Origin of the sequence: uncultured Aliiroseovarius sp., assembly GCF_947492455.1 — a bacterium.
Taxonomy (GTDB): domain Bacteria; phylum Pseudomonadota; class Alphaproteobacteria; order Rhodobacterales; family Rhodobacteraceae; genus Aliiroseovarius.
In genome coordinates this window covers 115,791-141,604 of record NZ_CANLNB010000002.1, presented here as the reverse complement: position 1 = coordinate 141,604, position 25,814 = coordinate 115,791, and the positions used below count along the sequence as shown (strand labels likewise).

Below are 25,814 nucleotides of genomic sequence, written 5' to 3'. Positions count from 1 at the left end.
CCCTGTTTGGCTGTGTAAGCGCACTACCTTCGCGTGCCATAGATTGAGTGTAATCTATTTATAGCACATTACGGCTCCACAACTTCAAAGTAAGCTGCCAAAGCCGCAATCTCGTCATTGGACAAGCGCCCGGCCATCATCTGCATGACTGGATGCGGGCGGAACTTGTCCTTGTAAGCATGCATGGCGATCACGAAATCCTCGGCAGGCCAGCCGATGATGCCCGGAATACCGTCGTTATCGCCGGTCAACTGGTGACACGACGTGCATTCAGACGACAGGTATTCGCCATATTCCGGGTCGCCCTGAATGGCCAAAATGGCCGGATCAACTTCGTGGTCGGTGCCCGCCACGGTGGGCGCAGCTTCCGGGATGTCGCCCGGGTTGTCCGAGTAACGGCGCAAGAAAGCCAGCAGGTCAGCCCGCTTTTGTTCGTCTTTCAAACCGCGATAGGACATGCGTGTATCGGACGCGAACGCCTTCGGGTTTTCGATATAGCGATCCAGAAGATCGAACTCCCAAATCAGGCCGTCTTTGCCCATGCGTGCCAGACCGTTGGAGTATTTGAACCCCTCTTCCGATCCTGCCCGACGACCGAAAATTCCATTCAGATGGGGCCCTACACGGTTCTTGGCGCCTTCGCCAACCGCATGGCAAGACTTGCATTCTTTCCAGAGTTTTTCACCATCTTCGGCATTGCCGATTTCATTGGAAAAAGAAGGCGTTGAGGCGCATATCGCAACCGCAAGCCCAGTCGCAGCGTTTCTAATCCAGTTCATGCGGACACTTTAAACGGCAAGCCTCATCCACTCAATAATAATCATATACAAATGCATGCATAAGCGGAAATTATGTTGCGCAATAACAAAACGGGCGCCGCATTATCTGCAACGCCCGCTTTTTAGCTACGTGAGTGGTAAGCTTACTGGCTGTGCGACTTAAGGAATTCCAAGATCGCAGCGATGTCCTTGTCCTTTTTCAGACCCGCAAAGGACATTTTGGTGCCCTTCATGTATTTGCGCGGGTTGGCCAGATAGCCGGACAGTTCAGCCTCGTCCCAAACCAGACCACCTTCAGCAGCGGCCAGCATCGGTTTCGAGTACTTGAACCCGTCAACCGTACCCGCGGCGCGACCATAGACACCGTTCAGGATCGGACCGGTGCCGTTCTTGGCTTTGTCGCCAACCTTGTGGCAGGCCTTACATTTCTTAAAGACCTTCTCGCCTTTGGCGACCAGTTCGGCATCCAGTTCCATAGTGGCAGGTGCTGTGGCTTCATCCGCGGCAGGCTCTTCCGCTGCAGCCTCAGTGACTTCAGCTTCGGAAGGCGCGGCAGCGGCAGCAGCCGTCCCCATCACAGCCTGGCTGATCGGCGTCGCATCCGTGCCCGAGTTCGGATCACCCGGGAACACCACGGTGGCGGTGATCTCGACAGCACCGGATTTACAATCGCTCATGCAGCGATTGGTGAATGTGCCGTATTCGGTGTCCGCACGATCGTCAACGATGAAGCCTTCGGCGTTCGGCAGCTCTACATCCAGAAACGTCTCTTTCGACAGGACGAAATCGTCGTCGACCAGATCGTTCGAGTAAAGGATATAGGCCACGATCGCATAGACGTCGTCATCTGACAGCGTGCCGGCTGCGCCAAACGGCATCGAGCGGCGCACATAGTCGAACGTGGTCGACAGGTAGGGCCAGTAGGAACCAACCGTCTTCAGCGGATCTTCATGGTCCAAGGTGTCCGCGCCACCGGCCAGTTTCGGCCAGTTGCCCGCACCTTCGGCGAATTCACCGTGGCACACAGCACACGCTTCCGCGAAGACTTCTTCACCGGTCCAGACGTCGCCCTTACCTGCGGGCAGGTTCGATCCGTCCGGGAACACGTCAATGTTCCACGCCGCGATCTCGGCTTCGGTCGCAGCGCGGCCAAGGCCCAGCTTTTCAGCCATCGCGGGGGCGGCGGTCAAAGCGGCAACAGAAGCTGCCATCAGGAATTTAGGAAACTTCGACATTGTTTGCCTCCCCGTTTGCGTTGACGTGCCACGTCTGGATGCAATTGTTGTGATAGATCGAGTTCAGGCCACGCACTTCACGCAGCTGCGCCTTGGTGGGCTGAACATAGCCAGTGTCGTCCATCGCACGCGATTGAACGAACATCTCGGATCCATCCCAGTTGATGTCCAGATAGAAGCGGGTCAGCGCCATCGGCTTGCCCGGTTCGGCCAGACGCGCCTCTTGCCAGGTCACGCCGCCATCCAGCGACACGTCGACAGCAGTGATTGCACCGCGGCCAGACCAGGCCAGACCGGTGATGACCAGCGGGCCTTTGCCGTGCTTGATCGGCATCTGCGGGCTGGGGCTGGTGACAACAGACTTCGCGTCCATCGCCCAAGTCCACTTGCGGCTTGTGCCGTCTTCAAGCGTGTCCGTGTATTTCGAGGTCTCTTCACGGCTTTCAACCGGCTTATCCATCACCTCAATCCGACGCAGCCATTTGACCCACATGTTGCCTTCCCAACCGGGCACAACCAGACGCACCGGATAGCCATGCTCCATCCGCAGGGCTTCGCCGTTGGCTTTGAACGCGACCATACAGTCGTCCAGAGCCTTCTCCATCGGGATCGAGCGGCCATTCGACGAGGCATCGGCGCCTTCGACGTAAACCCATTTGTCTTTCAGATCGCCAGCGGCGTCCAGACCAGCCTCTTCCAGCAAGGTCCGCAGTGTTACGCCGGTGTATTCCATGTTGTGGATCATGCCGTGGGTGTACTGCGCGCCGTTCAGCTGCGAGCCCGCCCATTCCATGCCGGTATTGGCCGCACATTCCAAGAAGAAGGTCTGTTGCGCACGCGGGAACCGCTCGAGGTCTTCATAGGTGAACACCAGCGGCGTATCGACCAGACCGTTGATCATCAGACGGTAGTCTTCTTTCTTCAACGTGATCGCGCCCGAGTGGTGGCGTTCAAACGCACAGCCCTGCGGGGTGATCGTGCCGTCCAGCGCGTGGATCGGCGTGAAGTTGATCGAGGAAATCGTATCGGCGGTCAGCCATTCCACATTGCGACGGATCACGTCGCCCTCAAATTCGATCGGCATACCGTAGGGCGTGGCGTCGACGCCCTCGCCCAGACCAGATGCCCATTCTTGTACTTCGGTGATCAGCGGATCGCCTTCGGCGCGGGCCGCACCAGCGGCGCCCAGGGCAGCGCCCGTCGCGGCGGCCCCTTTCAGGAAACCGCGACGCGAGGTCCCGGTGCCTTTGGTTTCAGTCGACATATGTCAAACCTCCTATTTGGCTGTTTGGCTAAAAATGTTCCGCCGCCCTGCCCTTCAGGCCCGACGACGGGTGTTCAATGACTTACGCGCCCACCACCTGGACCGAGTTGTTCGGGTCCAGTTTGATGGTGCCTTGTTTCTTGATGTGGCTTTCGACCACATCCCAGATCTGCGGCCCTTCCGTCCCTTCGTTGACCGAGGCCCAGCCCGCGACCACATAGGTCTTCGAAGGGTCGATCTTCTCGCCGGTTTTCAGAAGGGTCATGTCGGTGATGCGTTCACCCTGCGGCTTCGACACGTCGATGCGATAGCCCATGCCACCGATGCGGACCATGTCACCGCCCTGCTGATAATAGGGATCCGGGTTGAACAGGTTGTCGCCCACGTCTTCCAAAATGGTGTGGATGAATTCCCCAGTCATTTCAGTGCGATACGCCTCGCCATACGACATCGAGGTCACGTTCCAGATGTCTTCGCGCGTGATCGCCTGACCCGGCAGGATCGACGGACCCCAGCGGACGCCGGGGGACATGGCGATATCGGCTTCACGCTCGTTGATCAGCGCGTCACAGATCAGGTCATCCCAGCTGCCGTTGAAGTTGCCACGACGATACAGAAGCGTATCGGTGTGCCCGATCACCTCTTCCAGCTCGGCCTTATAAGGCGCGCGTTGGTCGTCAATCAGCTTTGTGACGGTGGCGTCCGGCGTGATGACGTCGGCGAAGATCGGGATCAGCTTGTGGCGGATGCCCATCATCTTGCCGTCGCGCACGTCCAGATCGACGCGGCTGACAAACTTCGAGTTCGAGCCCGACGCGATGATGAAGGTCTGCTCGACCTGTACCGGCTCGGGCAACGCGTCGTGGGTGTGGCCCGACAGGATCACGTCGATGCCTTTGACGCGGCCGGCCATTTTCTTGTCCACGTCGAACCCGTTATGCGACAGGACGACGACAAGCTCGGCGCCTGCGGCGCGCACTTCGTCGACCATCGCCTGCATGTTTTCGTCGCGAATGCCGAACGAGTATTCCGGGAACATCCAGCGCGGGTTTGCGATGGGCATGTAAGGGAAGGCCTGACCGATCACGGCCACCTTCACGCCACCGCGTTCGAAGAACTTGTAAGGCTTGAACAGCTCGGCGGGTTCGTCCCACTCGGCGTCAAAGATGTTCTGGCCGAGAGCGGCGAAAGGCAAGTTACCAACGATCTCTTCAACGCGTTCCGTGCCCAGCGTGAACTCCCAGTGGAAGGTCATCGCATCAGGCTTCAGCGCGTTCATCACGTTGACGACGTCCTGCCCTTCAGTGTGATGACAGGTATACGAGCCGTGCCAGGTGTCACCACCATCCAGCAACAGCGCATCGGGGCGGTCGGCGCGAATGGCGTTCACAACGGTTGCCACGCGGTCCATGCCGCCGACCTTGCCATAGGCCTGCGCCAGCGAGGTAAAGTCGTTATAGGTCAGGGCATACGCATTGGGCGAGCCATCCTCGATCCCATAAGCCTTACGGAAATCCGCGCCGGTCACATGCGGCATCTGGCCGTTGGCCGCGCCGACACCCAGATTGATCTCGGGCTCGCGGAAATAGATCGGTTTCAGCTGGGCGTGGATGTCAGTGATGTGGATCAGGCTGACATTGCCAAACGTATCAAACTTCAGAAGGTCATCTTGGGTCAGCGCCTGCTGGGCGGCCAGCTTGGCCCAGTTGCCAAAGCCCGACGCGCCGTAGAGCGCAGACGCAGCCATCGAGACCTGAAGAAAGTCGCGGCGAGAAATCATGAGCGGTTATCCTTGGTTTTCATCCCCCTGCACGCCTCACTCATGCCGAGGTTTGAATGTGTTCGAGTAAAGAAAACCCCGCCCGGCACACGCCCGGGCGGGGTCTGTGATTTAGTTGCGAACCGATGGGCCTTCGACCGACAGACCGTTGCCGCGCGAGGCGACGTACAGTTCCAGAGCAATGAACTCTTCCGAACCCGGGCTATAGGTGTGAGCACGCGTGTCACGTACACAGCCTTTGAAGCGCGAATGCACCCCATTCAGCTTGGCGTTTTTCAGACGGTAGGTCGGGAAACCGTTGATCTGACCCTGCGACAGGTGGTCGGCACGGATCATGTTGCCATAGTTGTCTTCGTGACAGTTGGCGCAGCTCAGCTCCAGCTGACCAGTGCGGGTATAATAAAGCTCTTTGCCCAGTTCCCACATGGCTTCCGCCGGACCGTCGATGGCCACATTCACCGGCATGCCGCGCGATACCGACGCCAGAAGGGCTTCGATGTTGATCGCGTCGGATGCATCATACTTCCACGGCTCGGCACCCATGGCTTTTTCACGGCAGTTGTTCACGGCCATCTGAAGGGTATGGACCGTTTCGGCCTGATCATTCCACTTCGGATAGACGGCTTTCACGCCTGCCATCTCCTCGGGCTCACCGTGACAATCCGCACAGGATTTGCCTTTCGACCCGTCAACAGTGTTCCAGATCTCGATGCCCGCTTCGACGCCCAGCATGCCGGGGTTGTCGAAGTCGTCCATCTGCATTTCCTGTGTCTGATCCGAGCGGAAACGCCAGCCAGACAGAACCTCGTCCAGCGTATCCGACAGATGCGCGGGTGCGGCGGTTTTGGTGACAATATCGATCTCGCCATTGATGGTGAGTTCAGCGCTTTCATCGGCTGTTGCGGCGGCTGCCCCGAAGATGGTCGAGGCAGCTACAAGTGCTGCGATGCCTTTTTTCATTATGTTCTCCTCCCTGCGCATTCCTCAGCCGATAGCGATCGACTTGGTCGTGTCATAGACAGACCCGTCATCATCGTACCAAGTGAACTTGAAATCACCGGCTTCATCGACCTTGGCGTCAAATTCGACGTAAGGGTTGGTCGAGATTGCGGGCTCCAGCGTCACGTCGATGACCGACTTGCCGTTAAACTCGCAGGTGAAGCGATTGATGATCGAACGCGGGATGAGGTTGCCCTCTTTATCCTTACGCTGACCCGATTCCATCTTGTGGCTGATCAGGGTCTTGATGGTCACAACGTCGCCGGCAGCAGCCGTCTTGGGGACCTTTACGCGGGGTTTTGCACCTTTTGCCATATCTCTGATCTCCTAACTTAGCCGCCGCAGCCGCCGATGGTGACTTTTACGGTCGACGACGCTTTTACGAAGCTGCCATCTGCCATTTTGGCAATCGCAACAACGTCCTGCGTGCCAGCCAGACGAATGCGGGTTGAAGCGGCCTGCGAACCGGCAGCCTCGCCAAAGGTGAACTGGGCGACACCCGGGGTCGGGTTGCCAGCAGCCAGCAGCAGGATCGATACAGCGCCGGGGGCGTCGACCGAAATCGGAACAGTGTTGCCGTTTTCAGCAATTTCCGGCGCGGTCAGGGTGATCCCGCCTTCGCCGGTTTCAGCGCCGCCGGTAAAGGCCGCAACGGCCTCGTCTGCAGCTGCCAGTGCGCGCATCGGCAACATGGCAACGGCAGTCGCGCCGAGCCCAAGTGCCAGAGCATCACGTCGAGTGAATTTCATCTCTAGTCTCCTGTGAGTGTATTTCTTAGCCCCGATCCGCTCAGTCTTTGAGCGTCATCAGATAGGCAACAACATCTTCAATCTGCTGAGCCGTCAGCAGAGGTTCGACGTCACCTTCATGGGCTTTACCAGTGTAGGCTTTGCCAAGGCGAATGAAGCCTTCGGTCTTGTAGAACGATGGCATGACCGATTCATCAAAGGTCATTTTCGCGTCCACAAGGATGCCGCGCAGCTCTGCTTCGCTCCAGCGATCGCCTGCCCCATCCAGCATGGGACCAACTTCGCCGTGGAACGGCACGTCAGCCAAATCTGTGATTTCGTGACAAGCAACGCAGTTGCCTTGCGATTTTGTCGATACGACCGTGGCGCCTGCCGCAGGATCCCCTGCAACGCCGGTCAGCGATTGGGCCACAGCCCCTTCTTCGAATGCGACGGCGGTGGGTGCCACCGTCTCGGCGTTTGCCGCTCCCAGCCCTGCAATAAGCAGGGTGCAAAGCGAGATCGTTGTCCGCTTCATGTTTCCTCCCGTAACCGTTGTCCGGCCAAACTACGCATGTGAAGCAAGTTTCGCAACATCAAATTCCTTTATTTGAATTATTATTATGTTGCGATAGATCCCCCTCAAATTAGCGTGTTATTTCTCAAAATCTCTAAAACTTATCGAAAAGCATACTTAGCCAACGCTTCCCAGCGCAGGAAAGGCTTCCAGAAGCCACTGCCCGATCCGGTTGACCTGCCCCGAGACGATCAGGATCGCAAATAGGATCAGCATGGCACCCATGCCCCTCTCAACCCACGGCAGGTACTTTCGATTGCGCCCAACCCAGGCCAAAAAAGGGCGCGCAAACATGGCCGCTAGAACGAAGGGCATCGTCATCGCCAGACCGTAGACAGCCAGCAAAAGCGTACCGCGCATCAGATCGCCCATCCCGCTTGCAATCATCAGAATCGACGCCAGCGCAGGGCCGACGCAGGGTGTCCAGCCAAATCCAAAAGCCAGTCCCATCAGATAGGCACCAAGAATCGAGCTCGGCTGCGTGGGCCCGTCCAGTCGGGCTTCGCGATACAGAAAGGGGATTCGCATGATGCCCAGAAAATGTAGCCCGAACAGAACCAAAACGGCCGCTCCCAGATAGCTGAGTTCCTGCTGGTACTGCGCAAAAGCCGCCCCCAAAGCCGTGGCCCCGAGCCCTAGAAGCATGAAAATGGATGTGACACCGAACGCAAAGGCGATGGCCGCGATGACAAGCCTGCGCTGAGCACCGGGATTGATCTTGCCCTCGCCTGTAAGTTCGGTCATCGACAGACCAGCCATATAGCACAGGTAGAACGGCACCATCGGCAGGATACAGGGCGAGAAGAACGACAGAAGCCCCGCAAGCGCCGCTCCGGCAAAGGATATATCGAGCATCAGGGCTTCCTTGAAATTAGAACATATTCAATTTATCTATTGCATGAAACGAAGGTCAACCAATTGTCAAGAAGTGGGCTCCGGGATGCGGAAAGTTACTTTAAGTTTGCTCTCTACTGCCCTGATTGGGTTCGGATTTGCCGCGCAGGCTGCCGAGTTGATCATGGTCGAAGAGCCCGGCTGCGCGTGGTGCGCAAAATGGGAAAGCGAACTTGGCGAGATCTATCCGAAAACCTCGGAAGGCAAATATGCGCCGCTTCGCAAAGTGAAATTGCATGACCTGAAACGATCGGATGGCCCCGGCACGCTTGGTGTGATGCCAGCGCGCCCTGTGGTCTTTACGCCCACTTTCCTGCTGGTTGAAGACGGCAAGGAACTTGCCCGCCTTCAGGGCTATCCGGGCGAGGACTTCTTCTGGGGTCTGTTGGAGCAGATGCTTCTGGAGAACACGGATTACGTCACGCCAACGGTCGTTCAAGAAGGAAGCTAAACCGCGCCGAGCGCCTTAGTTTCAACGGTATTGCAGTCAGAACACGTCTTGTTCATCTGACTGTTACAACGATTGCAAATGAACCTGCCTCCTATTAATAGGGGGCCAGTAACAGTAATGGACCACAAGGACCTGTTCACATGGCACTGCCCGTTATCAAGGAAGACATGTCAAACGAAGAGCTGGACAAGATGATGTCCAGCGCGTGCGATGCATCGACCCTTCTCAAGGCGATCAGCCACGAGGGGCGCTTGATGATCCTGTGCCACCTGGTAACAGGCGAAAAATCCGTGACCGAGCTGGAAAAGCTGCTGCACGCCCGTCAGGCCGCCGTGTCGCAACAGCTGGCCCGTTTGCGCCTTGAAGGTCTTGTGACGCCGCGTCGCGAAGGCAAAACGATCTATTATTCGCTGACAGATGATCGTCCGCGGCGTATCTTGGAAGTGATCTACGAGCTGTTCTGCTCGATCGACACACCATCGGCTTCGGAACTTCCTAAAGCGGCTGAGTAACAGCCACCCCTTTCGCAAGCCTGTCCAACGCCAACTGGAATTGTGAGGTTCCATGTACGACTGGATCAGCGACGCATCACTAGCCGCAATCGTTGGATTGATCGGTGGCATCCTTCTGGGACTTGCCGCCCGCTTGGGCCGTTTCTGCACATTGGGCGCCATCGAGGACGCGCTTTATGCGCGCTCGGGCCTGCGCATGCGCATGTGGGGCGTGGCCATCGGTGTCGCGATGATCGGCAGCCACCTTCTGATCGCAACCGGACACCTGCCCGCAGCCGAGGCGACCTATCTGCGGATCGGTTGGAACCCGATGGCCTCGATCATTGGCGGGCTTCTGTTTGGCTATGGCATGGCTTTATCCGGCAACTGCGGCTTCGGCGCCTTGGCCCGTCTGGGGGGCGGAGATCTTCGGTCTTTCGTCATTGTGCTGGTGATGGGGCTATCGGCCTATGTCGCGATCTCGGGACCTCTGTCCGGGCTGCGCGTGTCGATCTTCCCTGAAAACCCGGTGGATGAAACCGCCCTGCCCTCGCTTGCTTTCGCCGTTGAACGCCTGAGCGGCCTGTCGGCAGCCTCGGTTGGGATAGGCGCGGGTCTGGTCTTGTTGCTCGCTATGCTGGCAAATCCCGAGCTACGCCACGCTAAGCTCGAACTTTTCTGGTCCGTTATCGCCGGCATTGCGGTCGTCATTGGCTGGGGCGGCACAGCGTGGATTTTGGAGCACGGGTTTTCGGCCATCCCGGTGGAAAGCCACACCTATTCGGCCCCGTTGGGCGACATGATCATCTATCTGATGACCTCGTCGGGCAACAACCTGAACTTCGGCGTCGGGTCCGTCGTCGGCGTGCTAGCGGGCGCGTTCATCGGCAGTCTGTTCAAGGGCCATTTCCGCTGGGAAGCCTGCGAAGACCCGCGCGAGCTGAAGCGTCAGATTGGTGGCGCGGTGATCATGGGCTTCGGCGCCGTAATCGGCTTTGGCTGTTCGATCGGGCAAGGATTGTCGGCGTTCTCGATCCTGTACTACGGGGCACCTGTGACGTTTCTGGCGATCATCGCAGGCGCTTGGCTTGGCCTGCGCCAGTTGATCCAAGGTTTTGCCGTGGCCGAGTGAGCAATCCCCCCAACAAACGTCGCTTTTCGCCCTTTCCACCCTGTTTCACTCGGGTTAGTGTCCGCGCCGAACCGCAGGGTATCGCTGACCGTCAGCCCCCTGCCCCGATGCGCGAACACAGGACGGATTGCCGATGAGCAGCTTCACCCCCAGCCCGGACCACGCGGGTGAATTCCGTCAGGCCTTGGGGCAGTTTGCGACGGGCGTGACCGTTGTGACCGCCGCGTCTGACACCGGCCCGATTGCGATGACGGTGAACAGCTTCACCTCGGTCTCGTTGGACCCACCCTTGATCCTGTGGTGCCCAGCCCATGTCTCCGAGCGCCACGACGCGTTTGTCGCGGCCTCGCACTTCGCCATTCACGTCTTGAAAGAAGACCAGACCGAGCTTGCGCGTCACTTCGCCATGAACGGTGCGGATTTCTCACCGGTAGACCTGATAAACGGCGCACATGACGTGCCGCTGTTCGAGGACTGCTTGGCCCGATTTGAATGCGCAACCCACACGGTCCACCCCGGCGGCGATCATTCGATCATGATCGGAGACGTTCTGCGCGTCACGCTGGACCCCGGCGCCCCGCTGGCATTCCAAGCAGGGCATTTCGGGCGCTTTACACCGAACGTCTAACGCTTACGGGATCTGGATCTGGGCGCGGTCGAACTTTGCCACGGTCTCGGCCCCATCATCATAGACGATACGGACTTCGACGGTCTCCACCGATTGAAGCGCGAACTGCTGATAGGGCAGAATATCGGTAACCTTCAGCCCGTTGGGCGTCGGTTCATCCTCGTAACAGGGCTCGGCCTCGAACTGCGTTTCCTCGCCACCGTTCACGCTGAAATGAATAGCCTCAAGTCCACAACGCCACGCCAAAAGATGGGTGAAATACAATAGGTCTTGCCCATCGAACTCGCGCACGGCCACCCAATTTGCCTGCGTGGCATTCAAGATCGGGCGCACTTCGGCGGCTGTGGTGAAGTTCTGTGCGGCCACGGGGGCGGCAACCCCGACACAAAGCGCTGTCATCGCAAGAAATTTACGCATCAACTCGTCCCTTAAATATCGCCCGAGACACGCCTGCAAACCCGCCTGCGCTCTTCCAGACTCGTTTCATTCCTGACTATACTGCCCGAAAGAACAGCGCGGGCAAAGCAGTGATGACAAAAACCTCGGAACCGGCAGAGATGCCCACCACGACGGCACCCAATGTTGTCATCGTCGCGCAGGATGGCCGTCTGGCCTATGAGGCGATCCTGTTTGCCGCCAGCCTGCGCCACAGCGACCCGGCTTTTCAGGGGCGCCTGCTGGTCGCCGAACCGCAGCCCGGAGACCTGTGGCCCGACGACCCGCGCCTGAAGCCACATATCCGCGAGACGTTGGAAATGCTGGGGGCCGAGATCGTGCCCTTCGAGAGCAATGAGTTCGGCCATCACTATCCCAATGGCAACAAGATCGAAGCGCTGCTGGCCCTACCCGAAGGCGAGCCGTTCCTGTTCTTTGACACCGACACGGTGATCACCGGCAAACTGTCCGAACTGCCGATCCCCTACACACGCCCCTCGGCCTCGATGAAACGCGAGAATACGTGGCCCACGATTGAACTTTACGGGCCGGGCTATACCCAGACGTGGAAGTCGCTCTATGACAAGTTCGGGCTGGATTTCGAGGCGTCTTTGGACCTGAGCCAGCCGGACGAATATTGGCAGCGCTATATGTATTTCAACGCAGGCTGGTTCTTTGGCCCCTGCCCGCGCGAATTTGGCCGCCGGTTTAAAGACTACGCCGTCGCGATCCACCATGACGGCCCCGAAGAACTGGTCTGCCAGACGCTCTATCCCTGGCTGGATCAAATCGCACTGCCCCTTGTGATCTCAAGCTTTGGTGGCGGGCGTCCGGGACCGGAACTGGACGGTCTGGACGGCGATATCAGTTGTCACTGGCGCATCCTGCCCTTGGCCTATGCCCGAGAAAGCGACCGCGCGATCGAGGTGATCGAAGCCGCCACCGCCCCGAACAAGATCAAAAAGGTTCTGAAAGAATACGACCCGATGAAACGGATGATCTTTCAGGGACGCGGCCAGAAAGTCCGTGCGCTGTTTGACCAAGACAACCTGCCTCGTAAAGAACAGGCCATTCGCAATAAGATCAAACGCGAAGGGTTTTGGATGCGGTGAGGGGGGCAATTGGTTTCTCGTAGCATCAATCCACTACAAATTTCTCTGAAGTTTGCCGCAAGAGCTTGATTACCACTAAAATTACCATAGGTAGATTTTTGACCGACCAATGGTCGCTAAAATTGCTTTCGGAAATTTGGAGAATCAAACCGTGCAAAAGAACAAATGGGCTGCAGGCGATGTAGTCGTAACAGATATGGGAGCATACCAGCATTATTCAGTGGTCAGTGATCGCAGGTGCGCCGCCGGAAAGCTGATGCTTATTTCCGCAACGCAAAGAAATGGCACTGTCCGAGAGGAGCCATATGACATCGTCGCTGGAAAAAGAAACACTTACGTAGTCCAAACGGAAAACAAACGCCCTGTGAGTGAGGTTTTGAAGTTAGCCCGAGAGCAAATCGATAGCTGGAAATATTGCGCATCGTCAAACAATTGTGAGCACTTTAAAAATTACGTGTTGGGACTCGAAGTCACCTCGCGTCAAGTGACAGCAGCCGTCGGTGGTTCGATTATAGGCGCCACGGTAGTTGCCAGTCTCGCAAATGCCCCCAATACACTCAAGTTGTTCTTAGGAGCCTCCTTAGGTGCAGTTATCGCACTGTATACTGCAAAGGCGACAGCGAAGCGCGTTGAAGACGGGCCCGCATAAAACACAGCTAGATTCCATCCTACCCCGCAAACACCCCGTCCATATCCCGAAACCCTTTCACCTCAATCGGATTGCCTGAGGGGTCTCGAAAGAACATCGTCCATTGCTCACCCGGTTCTCCCTCGAACCGCACCGTGGGGGCGATGACCCAGTCGGTGCCCGCGGCCTCGAGCCGGTCCGCCAGCGCACGCCAGTCGTCATAAGCCAGCACCACGCCGAAATGGGGCATGGCGACCATGTGTGCGCCGACTTTTCCGGTGTTCGCGGTGGCAAACGGCGCCCCCAGATGCAGGCTGAGCTGATGCCCAAAGAAGCTGTAATCGACCCATGTGTCGGTCGAGCGTCCCTCGGCACAGCCCAGAACACCGCCGTAAAACGCGCGGGTTTCGTCAAGATCGGTCACGTTGATGGCAAGGTGAAAGGGCGTCAGCATGCGGGCCTCCGGAACAGTGTTTTGCGCAGCTTACGAGTTTTGGGAAATTGGACCAGTCCGAAGATGCAGCGCGACCAGCTTTCTTGATCGGAAAATACTGCGCAAACCAGTCCGCTTGGTCGTTGATGCCCGCGCCGCAATGCCCTAGCCTTCCCGCGACCAAGAATGAGGGAGAGAACCATGTCCGACGAACGCCCACAGGGCTTTGACACGCTGCAAATCCACGCAGGCACCGAACCTGATCCCGCCACCGGCGCCCGTCAGGTGCCGATTTACCAGACCACCGCTTACGTCTTCCAAGACGCAGACCACGCGGCGCGTCTGTTTAACCTGGAAGAGGTAGGCTATATCTATTCGCGCCTGACCAACCCGACCGTTGGCGCGCTGGCCAACCGCATCGTGGCGCTGGAAGGCGGCGCAGGCGGCTTCTGCTGCTCGTCCGGGCATGCCGCGCAGATCATGGCGCTGTTCCCGCTGATGGGCCCGGGCCTGAACATCGTGGCGTCGAACAAGCTCTATGGCGGCACCGTCACCCAGTTTACCCAGACCTTCAAACGCTTCGGCTGGGAAGCCAAGCTGGTGGATTTCGACGATCCGGCCGCTGTCGAAGCCGCCATCGACGACAACACCCGCGCCGTGTTCTGCGAAAGCATCGCGAACCCCGCAGGCGTGCCGACCGACATCCCGGCCATGGCTGCGATTGCAGACAAGGCTGGCGTCCCGCTGATCGTCGACAACACCTCGGCCACGCCCTATCTGGTGCGCCCGATCGAGATGGGTGCAACCATCGTCGTGCACTCGACCACCAAATACCTGACCGGCAACGGCACCGTCACCGGCGGCTGCGTTGTGGATTCGGGCAAGTTCGACTGGATGGCCTCGGACAAATTCCCGTCCTTCAGCCAGCCGGAACCAGCCTATCACGGCCTGACCTTCGGCGCGGCGCTTGGCCCGATGGCCTACACCTTCCACGGCATCGCGATTGGCCTGCGTGATCTGGGCATGACCATGAACCCACAAGGCGCGCACTATACGCTGATGGGGATCGAGACGCTGTCGCTGCGCATGCAGAAGCACGTTGAGAACGCCCAGAAGGTCGCTGAATGGCTGGAGGCTGACGACCGCATCGAAAGCGTCAGCTATGCGGGCCTGCCCTCGTCGCCCTATCACGACCGTGCCAAGGCGATTGCCCCCAAAGGTCCGGGTGCGCTGTTCACCGTGGGCGTCAAAGGCGGCTACGAGGCGTGTGTGAAGCTGGTCAACAACCTGAAACTGTTCAGCCACGTGGCAAACCTTGGCGACACGCGGTCGCTGATCATCCACTCGGCCTCGACCACGCACCGTCAGCTGAGCGAAGAGCAGCAGGTTGCTGCAGGCGCGGCCCCGAATGTGGTCCGCATCTCGATCGGGAGCGAAGATGCAGCCGACATCATCGCCGATCTGGATCAGGCGCTGGCGGCTGCGACGGCGTAAACACCGTCACAGTAGAAACAAGAGAACCCCGCCAAGTTGGCGGGGTTCTTTTTATTTCAGCACTTTAGGGTGGCTTACTCAACCAACTCAAACACCATCGTGACGCTGGAATTGATGCCCATTTCACCAGCGGCTATGGGCATATCTGCCGCAACGCGCTCCATCGCCATCATGACCGGACGCCCGGGCGACGCGCCGCCTTCCTGCATCATCAAAACAGATCCGAGCTTCAGCCCCGCAGCTTCAGCCAACACTGTGGCGCGGCGCATCGCGTCCTTCACGGCCAGCGCGCGGGCACTGTCTTCAGCGCCAACACGGTCCTTCACGTCAAACTGCAACCCGTGGATTTCATTCGCGCCAACCGAGGTCACGGCCGTCATAATTGCCCCAAGCGTCGACAGATCCTGCACCTTCACCGACAGGGTCGAGCTGGCCACGAATCCCACCAGAACCGGTGCGCCGTTGTTCTTGCGGTTGTAGTCATATTGCGGCGACAGGTTCACTTGTGTGCTTTGAATGTCGCGCTCGGCCACACCCGCCTCGGTCAGTTTAGTCAGCATGCGCGCGATAGACATGGCGACCGCATCAAGTGCCTGCCCTGCATCGTCCGACCGCTCGCTCACGCCCAGACTGACCCGCGCCATATCGGGCACGACCTGCGCCACGCCCTGCCCGGTCACGGTCAGTTGCGGGACCGTTGCAATCTCGGCATGGCCCACACCTGCTGCGGCAATGGAAATCGCGATAATGGATAAAAGTTTCCGCATCTTAAGCTCCTTTTTCCAACAGATTGCGCTGTCTTTCGCCACTGGCAAGGGCGCGACCGCACGCCCCCTTTCCATGAGCAAATTCCTGCTGTAGTTTCAATCACGTATTCGGCGGTTGTAAGGCCGCAAAAGGTATGCCTGACTTCAGGTATTTTCGAGGGGACAAGGGCTGCATGAAACCAAGCTTTGCGCTTGATCTTAATCCCGATGGGATCGGTCTTGTCCATCGCGGCAAGGACGGCTGGCAGCTTGTGGGCAAGGTTGCCCTGGACGATCCCGACCTCAGCGCGGCTTTAACGGCGATGCGCGACACCGCCACGACACTTAGCTCGGGTGTGTTCGCCACCAAGCTGATCGTGCCCGGAACGCAGATCCTCTTCACCTCGATGACCGCCCCCGGCCCCGATGACATCACGCGCGAGGCGCGCATTCGCGAAGGGCTGGACGGGTTGACCCCATATCCGGTCGAGGATCTGGTTTTTGACTGGCAACTTGACGACAGCGAAGAGGCGATGGTCCATGTGGCCGTTGTCGCTCGCGACACGCTGGACGAGGCTTTGAACTTTGCGCAAGACCACGCGATGAACCCGCTGGGGTTCGTAGCACGTCCCAAAGGTGCGTTCTCGGGCGAGGTGTATTTCGGGTCTTTGGAGGGCAGCACAACGGTTCTGGACCGTGACGCGTACCCAGTTCCCAAGCTTCTGGATACCGAGCCGGTCATGATCGAGGCTGTCGAAGAAGAAGCGCCTTTAACGCAGGACGATCCGACACCGCCGCCAGCCGCTGAACAAGCCGAACAGGAACCACCTGTCGCCCCAACGACCAGCGACATTCCCGAGCTTGCCCCCTTCCCGCCGACACCAGAGGAGCCGGCAGGAGACGTGAAAGACGCGCCGACGCCACGCCCTGCCAAAAAGAAGAAAAAATCCAAGCCCAAACGCGATGCGGTGGACAAACCCGTCGCCGATCCGGTCGTCCCCAAAGCGCCAGCGCCTGAACCGGAAGAGCCCGAGGCGCCCGTTATCGGCTTTTCCTCCACCCGGACCGCCGACGCCGAGGCTGAGGTCGCCCCGGAAGCGCCGGCTGAAGCGCCTCCTGAGACTGATCCACTTCCGGCTGAGCCGCGGTTATCCCTTAGCCTAACAGCCTCCGAGCCCGCCTCCGAGACCAACAAGCCCGCCATTCCGCCCGCCCCGCCATCAACGGTCCACGTACCTGTGACCGCGCCTGTTGCGTTCGAGACGGACCCGAAACCGTCCAAAACGGAAAAGGCGAAACCCGCGCCCGAGCTTTCCAGCGCTCCGGTAGGCCAAGCGGCCAGTACAATTCCGCCCGCGCCCTCCGGCCACAGCGCTACGGCAGAGCTCGATCAGAAACCTGGTCGCGCGGCGGCCTTGTCCCAATTGGGGGGGCAGTTGTTGCGCAAGGGGCGCAGCAAGCCGGTGCCCCCTGCTGAGCCGCAGGTCACCGCCGTCGCGCCGCCTCCGCTTGCCGAAGGCAACACCCCATCCGCGGACGAAGCCGGCACTTGGTCGCAAGAGGCCGAGGCGCTCACCGTATTTGGCGCGCGCAAGACGCAGCAGGTTGGCGGCAAGCCGCGCTTCTTGGCGCTGTACCTTATTCTCGGCCTGTTGGCGTTCTTAGGAATTTTGGTTCTCTGGTCCATGCTGTTTCTGTCAGACACAGATACATCGCGCGACTCTAGCCAGATCGACCAGTTTGAAGCAGCCATCGCATCCAACCAGTCTGAGGCTGACGAAGACGAGGTATTCGGCGCAGAGAGCACGCTAATCGATCCTTCGCTTGTCGAGGGGGACGAGGCGCTGGACAACCAACTACCCGAGCCTCTGACCGAAGAAGCCGCGCAGGCGCGTTATGCAGCCACCGGGATTTGGCAGCGCGCGCCCGAACCGCTGAGCGACGCGACGACGGGCCGGATTGATGATCTCTATGTGGCCTCGATCGACCCGCAAACGGTGGGTCATGATGCGGTCGCCCTGACCCCGTTTCGGGCAGATCAGATGGGGGGGCCGCTTCCGAATACTACCGCGCCGCCGCCGCTTGGAACCGTGTTCAATCTGGATGAACGCGGCTTTGTCGAAGCCACACCCGAGGGCGCGCTGACCCCGGAAGGTGCGGTGGTCATCGCAGGCCGCCCGGATGTGATCCCTGCCCCAGCCCCACGGCCCGAGCAAAGCCAGACAGCCTTGGACGAGACTGCGACGGACGACGCGACAGACGCGCCAACCGAAGCGGTCGACGCTGCACCAACGATCCGCCCCCGCGCCCGCCCCGATGGGATTACCGAAGGGAACGAGCGCCTGCTGCTCGGGGGCCGTACGCGCACCGAGCTGGCGCAATTGCGCCCGCGCGGTCGCCCAGACGCGATCATAGCGGCGGCGCAGGAACAGGCACAAGCGCAGGCGGATGCCATTGCCGCGGCTCTGTCGGGCGAAAACGCTGCCGCGGCTGGCATCGCACCGACCGCTCTGGCCGTGTCCCGTTCGACGGCCCCCAAAGCGCGCCCCTCGAACTTTTCGCGCATCGTGGCGCAGGCCCGCCCGAATGGAAACGCATCGGATGGCAGCGTCGCTGTCGCAGCGGCGCCGCAAACCACGGGTCCTGCAATTCCCACACGGGCCTCGGTGGCTAAACAAGCGACGATCAAGAATGCCATCAACCTGCGGAAGGTCAGCCTGATCGGGATTTACGGCCCGGCCTCGTCCCGCCGTGCGTTGGTGCGTATGCCTTCGGGGCGTTATGTGAAGGTTGGCGTGGGCAGCCGATTGGACGGCGGCAAGGTCGTCTCGATCTCGACCACCAAGCTGATCTATCAAAAGGGCGGCCGGACAGTGACGCTGAACATCCTGCCCTTCGGGTGATGTGATCAGACAAAAAAGGGCCGAAACGCTGTCACGCTTCGGCCCGTTTTTATTCAAAGTCAGAGGCGATTAGCCGTCCGACACGCCTGCTTCAGCGAAGGTCGCCATGCCCGAATGGCACGCGATGGCGGCTTTCAGGATGTTGATCGCGACGCCTGCACCGGACCCCTCGCCCAGACGCATCCCCAGCGACAGAAGCGGCGCTTTGCCGATGCGCTCCAAGGCGTTGGCATGGGCCAGCTCGGCCGAGACATGGCCCGCAACCGCGTGGTCAAGCACACCCGGCACAGCCTCAAGCAGACAGGCAGCCGCCGCGGTCGAGATGAAGCCATCGATGATCACCGGCACGCCCAACACACGCGCACGCGCCATGGCACCAGCCATTGCCGCCACCTCGCGTCCACCCAAACAACGCAGTGCCTCCAGCCCGTTTCCAGCGGCCGAGGCGTTGGCCGCCAGCCCCTCGCGGATCACGCGGGCCTTCAACGCCAGACCGTCATCATCCACGCCTGTGCCACGTCCAACCCAGTCTTCGGCCTCGCCGCCATAGAGCGCCAGGAACAGCGCGGCAGCAGAGGTCGTGTTACCGATCCCCATCTCGCCGGTCACCAGAAGGTCGGCACTATCGCTGACCGCATTCCAACCGACCAGAAGGGCTGCGACGACCTCGTCCTCGCTCATCGCGGGGCCTTGCGTGAAATCGCCGGTCGGGCGGTCCAGCTCCAGCGCATGGACGTCCATCTGCGCGCCAGCGGCTTTGGACAGTTGGTTGATCGCCGCCCCGCCATGCTGGAAGTTCAGAACCATCTGCTCGGTCACTTCCGCCGGGAAAGCCGACACGCCCTGTGCAGTCACGCCGTGATTGCCCGCAAAGACTACAACCTGAGGCGCGTTCAGCTCAGGGCGACCATTGCCCTGCCAACCCGCCACCCAGATCGCCAGCTCTTCCAACCGGCCCAACGCTCCCGGCGGTTTGGTCAGCTGGCCGTTCCGCTCTTCCGCCGCTTGGATCGCCGCCGTATCCGGCCCGTTCGCCGCCTCAAGCAGCGCCTTGAACTCGGCCAGGGTCGAGAATGGCTGTTGCGACATGGCGAGACTCCTTGATTGATTCATTTCCTCACCCTCTTTACCGATGGGATTGAACTGCAACCAGACTGCAAAAGACCAAATATGACGAAACACGACAGATCGACGGCGATCCTGCATCCTGCGGATATCCCAGCGGCGATTGGGCTTTTGACCCGTCTACCGATACGAGTGGACACGACGCTGGCAACCCAGCGGGCGGCGCGATCGGCCTGGGCGTGGCCATTGGCGGGGATTGTCCCTGCCCTGATCGGCTGGGGTTTGGGTGTTGGTGCCGTTACTGTCGGCCTTCCACCGCTCTTCGCAGCCTGTCTGGCGCTTCTGGGGCAAATCATGGTCACCGGCGCCCTGCACGAGGATGGTCTGGCCGATGTCGCCGACGGTTTCTGGGGCGGGTACGCGCGCGACCGGCGGCTCGAGATCATGAAGGACAGCCGGATTGGCGCCTATGGGGTGATCGCACTGGTGCTGTCCTTGGGGCTGCGTGCGACGGCCCTTGCTGCTGTGCTGACCGCCCCCGGCGCGCTGACCGCGTTGGTGGTCATCGGCGTCTGCAGTCGCCTTCCTATGGTGCTTCTGATGGCTGCCCTTCCCAACGCGCGCGGCGCGGGGCTGGCCAGCCAAGTGGGACGTCCGCCCGCGCGCACCGCTTGGATCGCGTGTGGTGTGACAGCGCTCGTGGTGCTGACCCTGATGCCACATGCGCTGTTCCCGGTGTTGGCCTATGTCGGCCTTGGCGCCTTTGCCTTGGCTGCTTTGGCGAACACCAAGATCGGCGGGCAAACCGGCGACGTGTTGGGCGCATCACAACAAGTCAGCGAGATCATCGGACTGGCGGTTATGGTCAGCCTGATCGCATAGAAAAAGCCGCCTACCTTGGGGCAGACGGCTTTCTTCAAGACTTATGAAAGACTTACGCAGCAGCAGCGCGCGACATCAGAACGTCCGAGACCTTTTTCTGTGCGGCCAGCTCGTCACCACCACCCACGGCAGCGACTTCGCGGGTCAGGCGCTCAAGTGCTGCTTCATACAGCTGACGCTCGGAATAGCTCTGCTCGCGCTGATCATCCGTGCGGTGCAGGTCGCGCACAACCTCGGCGATGGCGATCAGGTCGCCCGAGTTGATCTTCTGTTCATATTCCTGTGCACGGCGCGACCACATGGCGCGTTTCACACGGGCCTTGCCTTTCAGGGTGGTCATCGCCTTGGAAATCTCGTCCGGGCTGGACAACCCGCGCATGCCAACTTCGGTGGCTTTGTTGGTGGGCACCCGCAGCGTCATCTTGTCTTTCTCAAACGAGATAACGAACAGTTCAAGCTCGATCCCGGCAATTTCCTGCTCTTCGATCGACACGATCTGTCCAACGCCGTGGGCGGGATAGACTACGTATTCGTTCGGGCGGAAATCCAGTTTCTTCTTGCTCATGTATGCGATCCTTCGCGTTGTTGTTACAGTCGGGTGTCATGGTTGGCGGGGTCAGACAAAAATGGGTGGCGGCGCCGTTAGCCCGCCATCAAAATGTCACGACTCACCGAAATAAAACGCCCTGCCTCAGGTACAGGGCGTCATGATCGACCCAAGATTTGGAATAAGTATACCATAAAAATCAGGTATAGAAAAGCGCTGCAATGCAGAAGCCTGACCGATCGGTCAAACTCTGCCCGCAGGTGCAGATGTTGCCCGCCTTACGGCAGACAGACCTTACTGCTCAGCTGGTGCTTCCGAGAAATATTTCTCGAGCTTACCCTCTTCGCCATCACGCTCTTCAGCTTCCGGCAGCGGATCTTTGCGCTCGATGATGACCGGCCACAGTTCCGAGTACTTACGGTTGAACTCGACCCATTTTTCCGTCCCCGGCTCGGTATCGGCGCGGATGGCGTCGGCCGGGCATTCCGGTTCACACACACCACAGTCGATGCATTCGTCCGGGTGGATGACCAGCATGTTCTCACCTTCATAGAAACAGTCTACGGGGCAAACTTCCACGCAATCGGTGTATTTGCAGGCGATGCAGTTGTCTTGGACGACATAGGTCATTGTGGCACCTTCAATTTGGTCTCGGCTTCACTTAGGACAGCGCGCCGGATCAATCAAGCATAGTCCTGCGGGTTTGATCCAAGATGCGACGATCTTTCTTAGTCGGACGCCCCTTCCCAACCATTTTTAGCGCAGATGCTTGTGATTGCGGAACATTGTCCGTCTGCTTGGCGGGCGGATCAAGGTCTTCGTACAGCGCTTGGGCTTCCGGTGCCGGGCCACGGCGCGTTGACAGGGCCAGAATACGGATCAGGCGCACCTGTTTAGCCTGCGGAAAGGTCAGAACATCGCCCGCTGTGATTCCATGAGAGGCTTTCGCGATTTTATCGCTATTAACCCGGACATGTCCGGCCGAGACCAATTTACTGGCCAGTCCGCGGGTCTTGAAAAAACGCGCATGCCACAACCACTTGTCCACACGCATTTTCGATCCGGTTGGGGCGGGCGGTGTTCCGCCCTTCCCCTGTGCATCCGCCATCGCGGCTTAACCCTTGTCTTTCAGACCCATCAGGGCCGCTGCGAACGGGTTGTCCGGATCGATGGCTTTTTCCTTCTTAGGGCCGGACTGATAGCTTTTCGGCTTCATGTCGCGCGGGCCTTTGTTCGGACCCTTGCCGCGCTTGGGCTTGCCGCCTGAGCGATCGCCACGCGTTTTGCCGCCTGGTTTGCCCTGCCCGCGTTCGCCACGCGGTTTACCACCACCGCCTTGACGGGCGCGACCAAAGCCGCCCCAAGTGAAGGTGAAGTAGGCTTCCATTTCGGGACCGGTGTCTTCTGCGGGTGCATCTGTCGCTTCAGCCGCAACGTCAGCGGGTGCCTCTTCAGTGGCAGGAGCCTCCGCGGGTGCTTCGGCAGATGCGTCCGCTGTTTCAACCACCGCTTTGACCTTCTCGCGCTCGCCCTTCTCGGCCTTATAGCCCAGACCCTGCATCAGATCGGCGAACTGCTCCAGCGTCATGCCGGTGATCGACAGCATATCGGCCTTGGCTTCAAAGCCACCACGGCTGTCTTCCACGCGGAGTTGGTCGGCCAGACGCTCCAACATGTCGATTCGGATCGCACGGGCGCCTGCTGGGCGATAGCCCGACAGCAGATAGGCCGAGTGGTCCACGCCTTCGACCACGGGGATCGTCACCAGACCGGGGGGTGGGCTTTCGGGAAACTCAGCCAGACCCTTCCACAAGCTGTCCAGCACCAGGCGCAGACGCGTTGGCGCGGGCTTCAACAGAAGCGGCATGAAGATGGTGAACTGACCAAAGCGCACACCGTGCTTGCGCAGCGCGCCACGGGCGTCCTGATCCAGATCCTTCACTTCGCCAGCGACCTGATCGCGCGGGATGATGCCCAGATTTTCGATCATACGGAAACCAAAGCCACGGGCCATGCCGGTCAGAGTTTCGTCTTTCTCAATTGCACTCAGCGGTTCGAACAGCGCCTGAACCTTGCGGTCGATGAAGTGCTGCAAGCGGCGGGTGACTTTCTCGGCCACATCCGCGCCCGCTTCATCATCGACGAAAGCCTGCACGCGCGGCTTGGCCACGTCGTCGCCCTTGACCAGCTTACCCACGGCAAGCTCGCCCCACATCAGGCCACCTTGTTCGGTGAAGTCCATCTCGGTATCGGGCGCGTTATAGAAACGGTCGGCCCGCAGGTGAAATTCCGGCGCCAAGGCCTTCAGGCTGGCAGCCCGCAGGGTTTTGGCTTCTTCCGGTGTCTGGGCGGCGTCCTGGCTGAACCGGAACCCCTCCAATCGGCCAACGAATTGGCCTTCTACCGTCACTTCACCTTTATCGTTCACGTCAGCCACAAGGCTCTCCTTCTGCTTCAACCGGCGCAGCAAAACGCTGGTGCGCCGATCAACAAATCTTTGGGTCAGACGCTCGTGTAACGCATCCGACAGGCGATCTTCTACAGCACGAGTCTCGCCACGCCAATGGGTAACATCGTCCAACCAGTCGCGGCGTTGCGCCACATAGGTCCATGTGCGGATATAGGCCAAGCGTTTCGACAGCACGTCAATATCCCCATCCGTGCGGTCAATGCGCTTGACCTGCCGTGCAAACCAGTCGCGTTTGACCCGGCCATGTTGGTGGATATCGTTGAAAAGCTGGGTGATCAGGCCCGCATGTTCACCGTGGCTGATGCCCCGGAAATCGGGAAGCTGGCAGAGTTCCCACAAGAGCGACACAGACCGCCCGTCACTGGCGCGCGCCGTGACCTCGGCATCCTTGGCCAGAAGTTTCAGCGCCATAACGTCATCCGCATCCCGTCCACGGGTGAGCCAGTCATTGCCGGTCGGTGCTTCCAGCGAGCGGATCAGAGCGGATACCGAGCCAAAGGACAGATCGCGGTTGCGCCAGAATATCTTCTTGTCGGGTGCGAATTGGTGCGAACAGATCGCATCCGCAACCTCTTCCGACAGAAGCGGCGCTTCGCCCGTCACCCCGAACGAGCCATGGTTCATATGCCGCCCTGCCCGGCCCGCAATCTGCGCCAGTTCGCTGGGCAGCAGTGGTCGCATCCGGTGGCCGTCGAACTTGGTCAGCGCCGAGAACGCCACGTGGTCGATATCCAGGTTCAGACCCATGCCGATGGCGTCCGTGGCCACCAGATAGTCGACGTCTCCGTTCTGGTACATCTCAACCTGCGCATTCCGCGTACGTGGGCTAAGCGCGCCCATCACCACTGCGACCCCGCCCTTCTGGCGGCGCATCAGTTCTGCAATGGCATAGAGGTTATCGACCGAGAAGCCCACAATGGCAGAGCGCCCCGGCATCCGGCTCAGCTTTTTCGATCCGGCGTGGATCAGCTCCGAGAATCGCTCGCGCCGCAGGAACTGCACGTCGGGGATCAGCCCCGCAATCACAGGCCGCATGGTGTCCGAGCCCATGAACAGGGTTTCCTGCGTGCCGCGCATATGCAGCAGGCGGTCAGTAAAGACGTGGCCCCGCTCGGCATCCGTGCAGAGCTGGATTTCATCAATGGCAACAAAGTCGGCGCCCAGACCCAGCGGCATCGCCTCGACTGTTGCGACCCAATATTGAGCGCGGTCGGGGACGATGCGCTCTTCTCCGGTAACAAGTGCCACCGCATTGGGGCCGCGCAGGCTGACTAGCTTGTCATAGACCTCGCGCGCCAGAAGGCGCAATGGCAAGCCAATCACGCCGGTGCGATACCCCAGCATGCGTTCAAGCGCATAATGCGTTTTGCCGGTATTGGTCGGCCCCAGAACGGCAGTGATCCGTGGGCCACTTCGCGCGCAGTCGGAAACCATGCTCTGCCCTTTCAAAGCGCCGCCCGGCGCGGGCGGTCAAATATCCTTTGCCCGTTTTTGTTCCAAACGGGCTACGGCGCCTTTTATGTCGTCACTGTGCGGATGTATAGCAAGGGCGTGGCGATAAGCTTCGAGCGCGCGGGCGTCATTTCCAAACTCTTCCAGGATTAAGCCCAACCCGGTCAGCGCCCCGAAATGGCGCGGCTCCAGCGACAGGGTTTGCGCGATGTCATTCAGGGACAGGCCAAGCTCTCCGTACAGGTAAAAGGCCGTCGCGCGGGCGTTCCAGCCTTCGGCAAACTCGGGCGCATGGTCTGTCAGCGCGCTCAGATGGGCGATGGCACCGTCGAGGTCTCCTGCTTGAATCGCGCTTTGTCCACGCTGCAACAGCAGATCCATCGAGTCAGACCCCGAGCGCGACCACAGCTCCCAAATCTCGTTTTCCAGCGCTTGCCAATTGCTGTCATCGGCGGTTTGAAGCTGTGAAAACAGGGTATCCAGCTGTTCTTCGCGATCTTGCGCAACCGCTGCACTCGGCGGGACGATCCCGACGAATAGCGTGAGAAGCAAGATCAGCGAAAACATGCGCATAGGGAATGGTAGCGTGCAAAACCCACTGAGAACAGGCACATTCGCGTGTGTATTGCGAGCATCATTGGTGGAAACTGCACGTTCCCTTGCGTCGACTGCACGAAAACAGGTTTACG

At 59.6% G+C, this 25,814-nt stretch carries 27 protein-coding genes; 9 read left to right on the top strand and 18 right to left on the bottom strand.

What is annotated here, in order from left to right:
• Positions 1–68 precede the first annotated feature (68 nt).
• The 9 genes from Q0677_RS04080 to Q0677_RS04040 form a co-directional block, all read right to left on the bottom strand.
• Complete coding sequence (locus tag Q0677_RS04080; protein WP_298906141.1) at positions 69–779, bottom strand: c-type cytochrome; 711 nt, start codon at positions 777–779, stop codon at positions 69–71.
• Between the two features lie 143 nt (positions 780–922).
• Positions 923–2,014 (bottom strand): c-type cytochrome, encoded by a 1,092-nt coding sequence (locus Q0677_RS04075; RefSeq protein WP_298906138.1) that lies wholly within the window; start codon positions 2,012–2,014, stop codon positions 923–925.
• Positions 1,998–3,278, bottom strand: coding sequence for a sulfite dehydrogenase (gene soxC / locus Q0677_RS04070; RefSeq protein WP_298906136.1), 1,281 nt, complete (start codon positions 3,276–3,278; stop codon positions 1,998–2,000). The genes Q0677_RS04075 and soxC overlap by 17 nt, the downstream gene beginning before the upstream one ends.
• A gap of 82 nt (positions 3,279–3,360) precedes the next feature.
• Entirely contained in the window at positions 3,361–5,058 is a 1,698-nt protein-coding gene (gene soxB, locus Q0677_RS04065) for a thiosulfohydrolase SoxB (protein ID WP_298906134.1), read from the bottom strand.
• Between the two features lie 111 nt (positions 5,059–5,169).
• Positions 5,170–6,018 carry a sulfur oxidation c-type cytochrome SoxA gene (soxA, locus tag Q0677_RS04060; RefSeq protein ID WP_298906132.1) on the bottom strand — a complete coding sequence of 283 codons (849 nt, stop codon included), beginning with the start codon at positions 6,016–6,018 and terminating at the stop codon, positions 5,170–5,172.
• A 24-nt stretch (positions 6,019–6,042) separates the two neighbouring features.
• Positions 6,043–6,372: a thiosulfate oxidation carrier complex protein SoxZ gene (soxZ, locus tag Q0677_RS04055; protein WP_133488653.1), complete on the bottom strand. Its 330-nt coding sequence runs from the start codon at positions 6,370–6,372 to the stop codon at positions 6,043–6,045.
• A gap of 17 nt (positions 6,373–6,389) precedes the next feature.
• Positions 6,390–6,806, bottom strand: coding sequence for a thiosulfate oxidation carrier protein SoxY (gene soxY / locus Q0677_RS04050; protein WP_298906128.1), 417 nt, complete (start codon positions 6,804–6,806; stop codon positions 6,390–6,392).
• A 40-nt stretch (positions 6,807–6,846) separates the two neighbouring features.
• Positions 6,847–7,323, bottom strand: a complete 477-nt coding sequence (gene soxX, locus Q0677_RS04045; protein ID WP_133488657.1) for a sulfur oxidation c-type cytochrome SoxX — start codon at positions 7,321–7,323, stop codon at positions 6,847–6,849.
• A gap of 156 nt (positions 7,324–7,479) precedes the next feature.
• The gene (locus Q0677_RS04040; RefSeq protein WP_298906123.1) at positions 7,480–8,217 is read right to left on the bottom strand and encodes a cytochrome c biogenesis CcdA family protein; all 738 of its coding nucleotides are present in this window, start codon (positions 8,215–8,217) and stop codon (positions 7,480–7,482) included.
• Positions 8,218–8,302: 85 nt separating this feature from the next.
• On the opposite strand from Q0677_RS04040, the gene Q0677_RS04035 reads away from it, so the two are divergent.
• The 4 genes from Q0677_RS04035 (at position 8,303) to Q0677_RS04020 (ending at position 10,958) form a co-directional block, all read left to right on the top strand.
• Positions 8,303–8,707: a hypothetical protein gene (locus Q0677_RS04035; protein WP_298906120.1), complete on the top strand. Its 405-nt coding sequence runs from the start codon at positions 8,303–8,305 to the stop codon at positions 8,705–8,707.
• Between the two features lie 140 nt (positions 8,708–8,847).
• Positions 8,848–9,219, top strand: a complete 372-nt coding sequence (locus tag Q0677_RS04030) for a metalloregulator ArsR/SmtB family transcription factor (RefSeq protein WP_298906117.1) — start codon at positions 8,848–8,850, stop codon at positions 9,217–9,219.
• Positions 9,220–9,271: 52 nt separating this feature from the next.
• Positions 9,272–10,330, top strand: coding sequence for a YeeE/YedE family protein (locus Q0677_RS04025; RefSeq protein ID WP_298906114.1), 1,059 nt, complete (start codon positions 9,272–9,274; stop codon positions 10,328–10,330).
• A gap of 133 nt (positions 10,331–10,463) precedes the next feature.
• Entirely contained in the window at positions 10,464–10,958 is a 495-nt protein-coding gene (locus tag Q0677_RS04020; RefSeq protein WP_298906112.1) for a flavin reductase family protein, read from the top strand.
• A 3-nt stretch (positions 10,959–10,961) separates the two neighbouring features.
• Here the strand turns inward: Q0677_RS04020 and Q0677_RS04015 are convergent, their stop codons facing one another.
• Positions 10,962–11,375 (bottom strand): hypothetical protein, encoded by a 414-nt coding sequence (locus Q0677_RS04015; RefSeq protein ID WP_298906110.1) that lies wholly within the window; start codon positions 11,373–11,375, stop codon positions 10,962–10,964.
• Positions 11,376–11,488: 113 nt separating this feature from the next.
• Between Q0677_RS04015 and Q0677_RS04010 the strand changes: the two genes are divergently transcribed.
• Together Q0677_RS04010 and Q0677_RS04005 are read left to right on the top strand one after the other, a co-directional pair.
• On the top strand, positions 11,489–12,505 hold the full coding sequence (locus Q0677_RS04010) for a hypothetical protein (protein WP_298906108.1): 1,017 nt from the start codon (positions 11,489–11,491) through the stop codon (positions 12,503–12,505).
• Positions 12,506–12,614: 109 nt separating this feature from the next.
• Positions 12,615–13,154 carry a lecithin retinol acyltransferase family protein gene (locus Q0677_RS04005; protein ID WP_298906106.1) on the top strand — a complete coding sequence of 180 codons (540 nt, stop codon included), beginning with the start codon at positions 12,615–12,617 and terminating at the stop codon, positions 13,152–13,154.
• A 19-nt stretch (positions 13,155–13,173) separates the two neighbouring features.
• Here the strand turns inward: Q0677_RS04005 and Q0677_RS04000 are convergent, their stop codons facing one another.
• Positions 13,174–13,587 (bottom strand): VOC family protein, encoded by a 414-nt coding sequence (locus Q0677_RS04000; RefSeq protein ID WP_298906103.1) that lies wholly within the window; start codon positions 13,585–13,587, stop codon positions 13,174–13,176.
• A gap of 180 nt (positions 13,588–13,767) precedes the next feature.
• On the opposite strand from Q0677_RS04000, the gene Q0677_RS03995 reads away from it, so the two are divergent.
• A complete protein-coding gene (locus Q0677_RS03995; protein WP_298906101.1) occupies positions 13,768–15,060 on the top strand; it encodes an O-acetylhomoserine aminocarboxypropyltransferase/cysteine synthase family protein in 1,293 nt (430 codons plus the stop codon).
• Between the two features lie 74 nt (positions 15,061–15,134).
• On the opposite strand, the gene Q0677_RS03990 is transcribed toward Q0677_RS03995, so the two are convergent.
• Entirely contained in the window at positions 15,135–15,827 is a 693-nt protein-coding gene (locus Q0677_RS03990) for an SIMPL domain-containing protein (RefSeq protein ID WP_298906098.1), read from the bottom strand.
• A gap of 173 nt (positions 15,828–16,000) precedes the next feature.
• On the opposite strand from Q0677_RS03990, the gene Q0677_RS03985 reads away from it, so the two are divergent.
• Positions 16,001–18,709: a hypothetical protein gene (locus Q0677_RS03985; RefSeq protein ID WP_298906095.1), complete on the top strand. Its 2,709-nt coding sequence runs from the start codon at positions 16,001–16,003 to the stop codon at positions 18,707–18,709.
• 69 nt (positions 18,710–18,778) lie between these two features.
• On the opposite strand, the gene cobT is transcribed toward Q0677_RS03985, so the two are convergent.
• A complete protein-coding gene (gene cobT / locus Q0677_RS03980) occupies positions 18,779–19,798 on the bottom strand; it encodes a nicotinate-nucleotide--dimethylbenzimidazole phosphoribosyltransferase (RefSeq protein WP_298906092.1) in 1,020 nt (339 codons plus the stop codon).
• An 81-nt stretch (positions 19,799–19,879) separates the two neighbouring features.
• Here cobT and cobS point away from each other — a divergent pair, with 81 nt between their 5' ends.
• Positions 19,880–20,656, top strand: coding sequence for an adenosylcobinamide-GDP ribazoletransferase (cobS, locus tag Q0677_RS03975; protein WP_298906089.1), 777 nt, complete (start codon positions 19,880–19,882; stop codon positions 20,654–20,656).
• A gap of 52 nt (positions 20,657–20,708) precedes the next feature.
• On the opposite strand, the gene Q0677_RS03970 is transcribed toward cobS, so the two are convergent.
• From Q0677_RS03970 to Q0677_RS03950, 5 genes are all read right to left on the bottom strand, one after another.
• Complete coding sequence (locus Q0677_RS03970; protein WP_133488683.1) at positions 20,709–21,221, bottom strand: CarD family transcriptional regulator; 513 nt, start codon at positions 21,219–21,221, stop codon at positions 20,709–20,711.
• Positions 21,222–21,497: 276 nt separating this feature from the next.
• Positions 21,498–21,833 carry a ferredoxin FdxA gene (fdxA, locus tag Q0677_RS03965; RefSeq protein WP_133488685.1) on the bottom strand — a complete coding sequence of 112 codons (336 nt, stop codon included), beginning with the start codon at positions 21,831–21,833 and terminating at the stop codon, positions 21,498–21,500.
• 49 nt (positions 21,834–21,882) lie between these two features.
• On the bottom strand, positions 21,883–22,311 hold the full coding sequence (locus tag Q0677_RS03960; protein ID WP_298906083.1) for an RNA-binding S4 domain-containing protein: 429 nt from the start codon (positions 22,309–22,311) through the stop codon (positions 21,883–21,885).
• Between the two features lie 6 nt (positions 22,312–22,317).
• On the bottom strand, positions 22,318–25,107 hold the full coding sequence (locus Q0677_RS03955) for a helicase-related protein (protein ID WP_298906080.1): 2,790 nt from the start codon (positions 25,105–25,107) through the stop codon (positions 22,318–22,320).
• A gap of 36 nt (positions 25,108–25,143) precedes the next feature.
• Positions 25,144–25,692: a tetratricopeptide repeat protein gene (locus tag Q0677_RS03950; protein WP_298906078.1), complete on the bottom strand. Its 549-nt coding sequence runs from the start codon at positions 25,690–25,692 to the stop codon at positions 25,144–25,146.
• Positions 25,693–25,814: the final 122 nt, after the last annotated feature.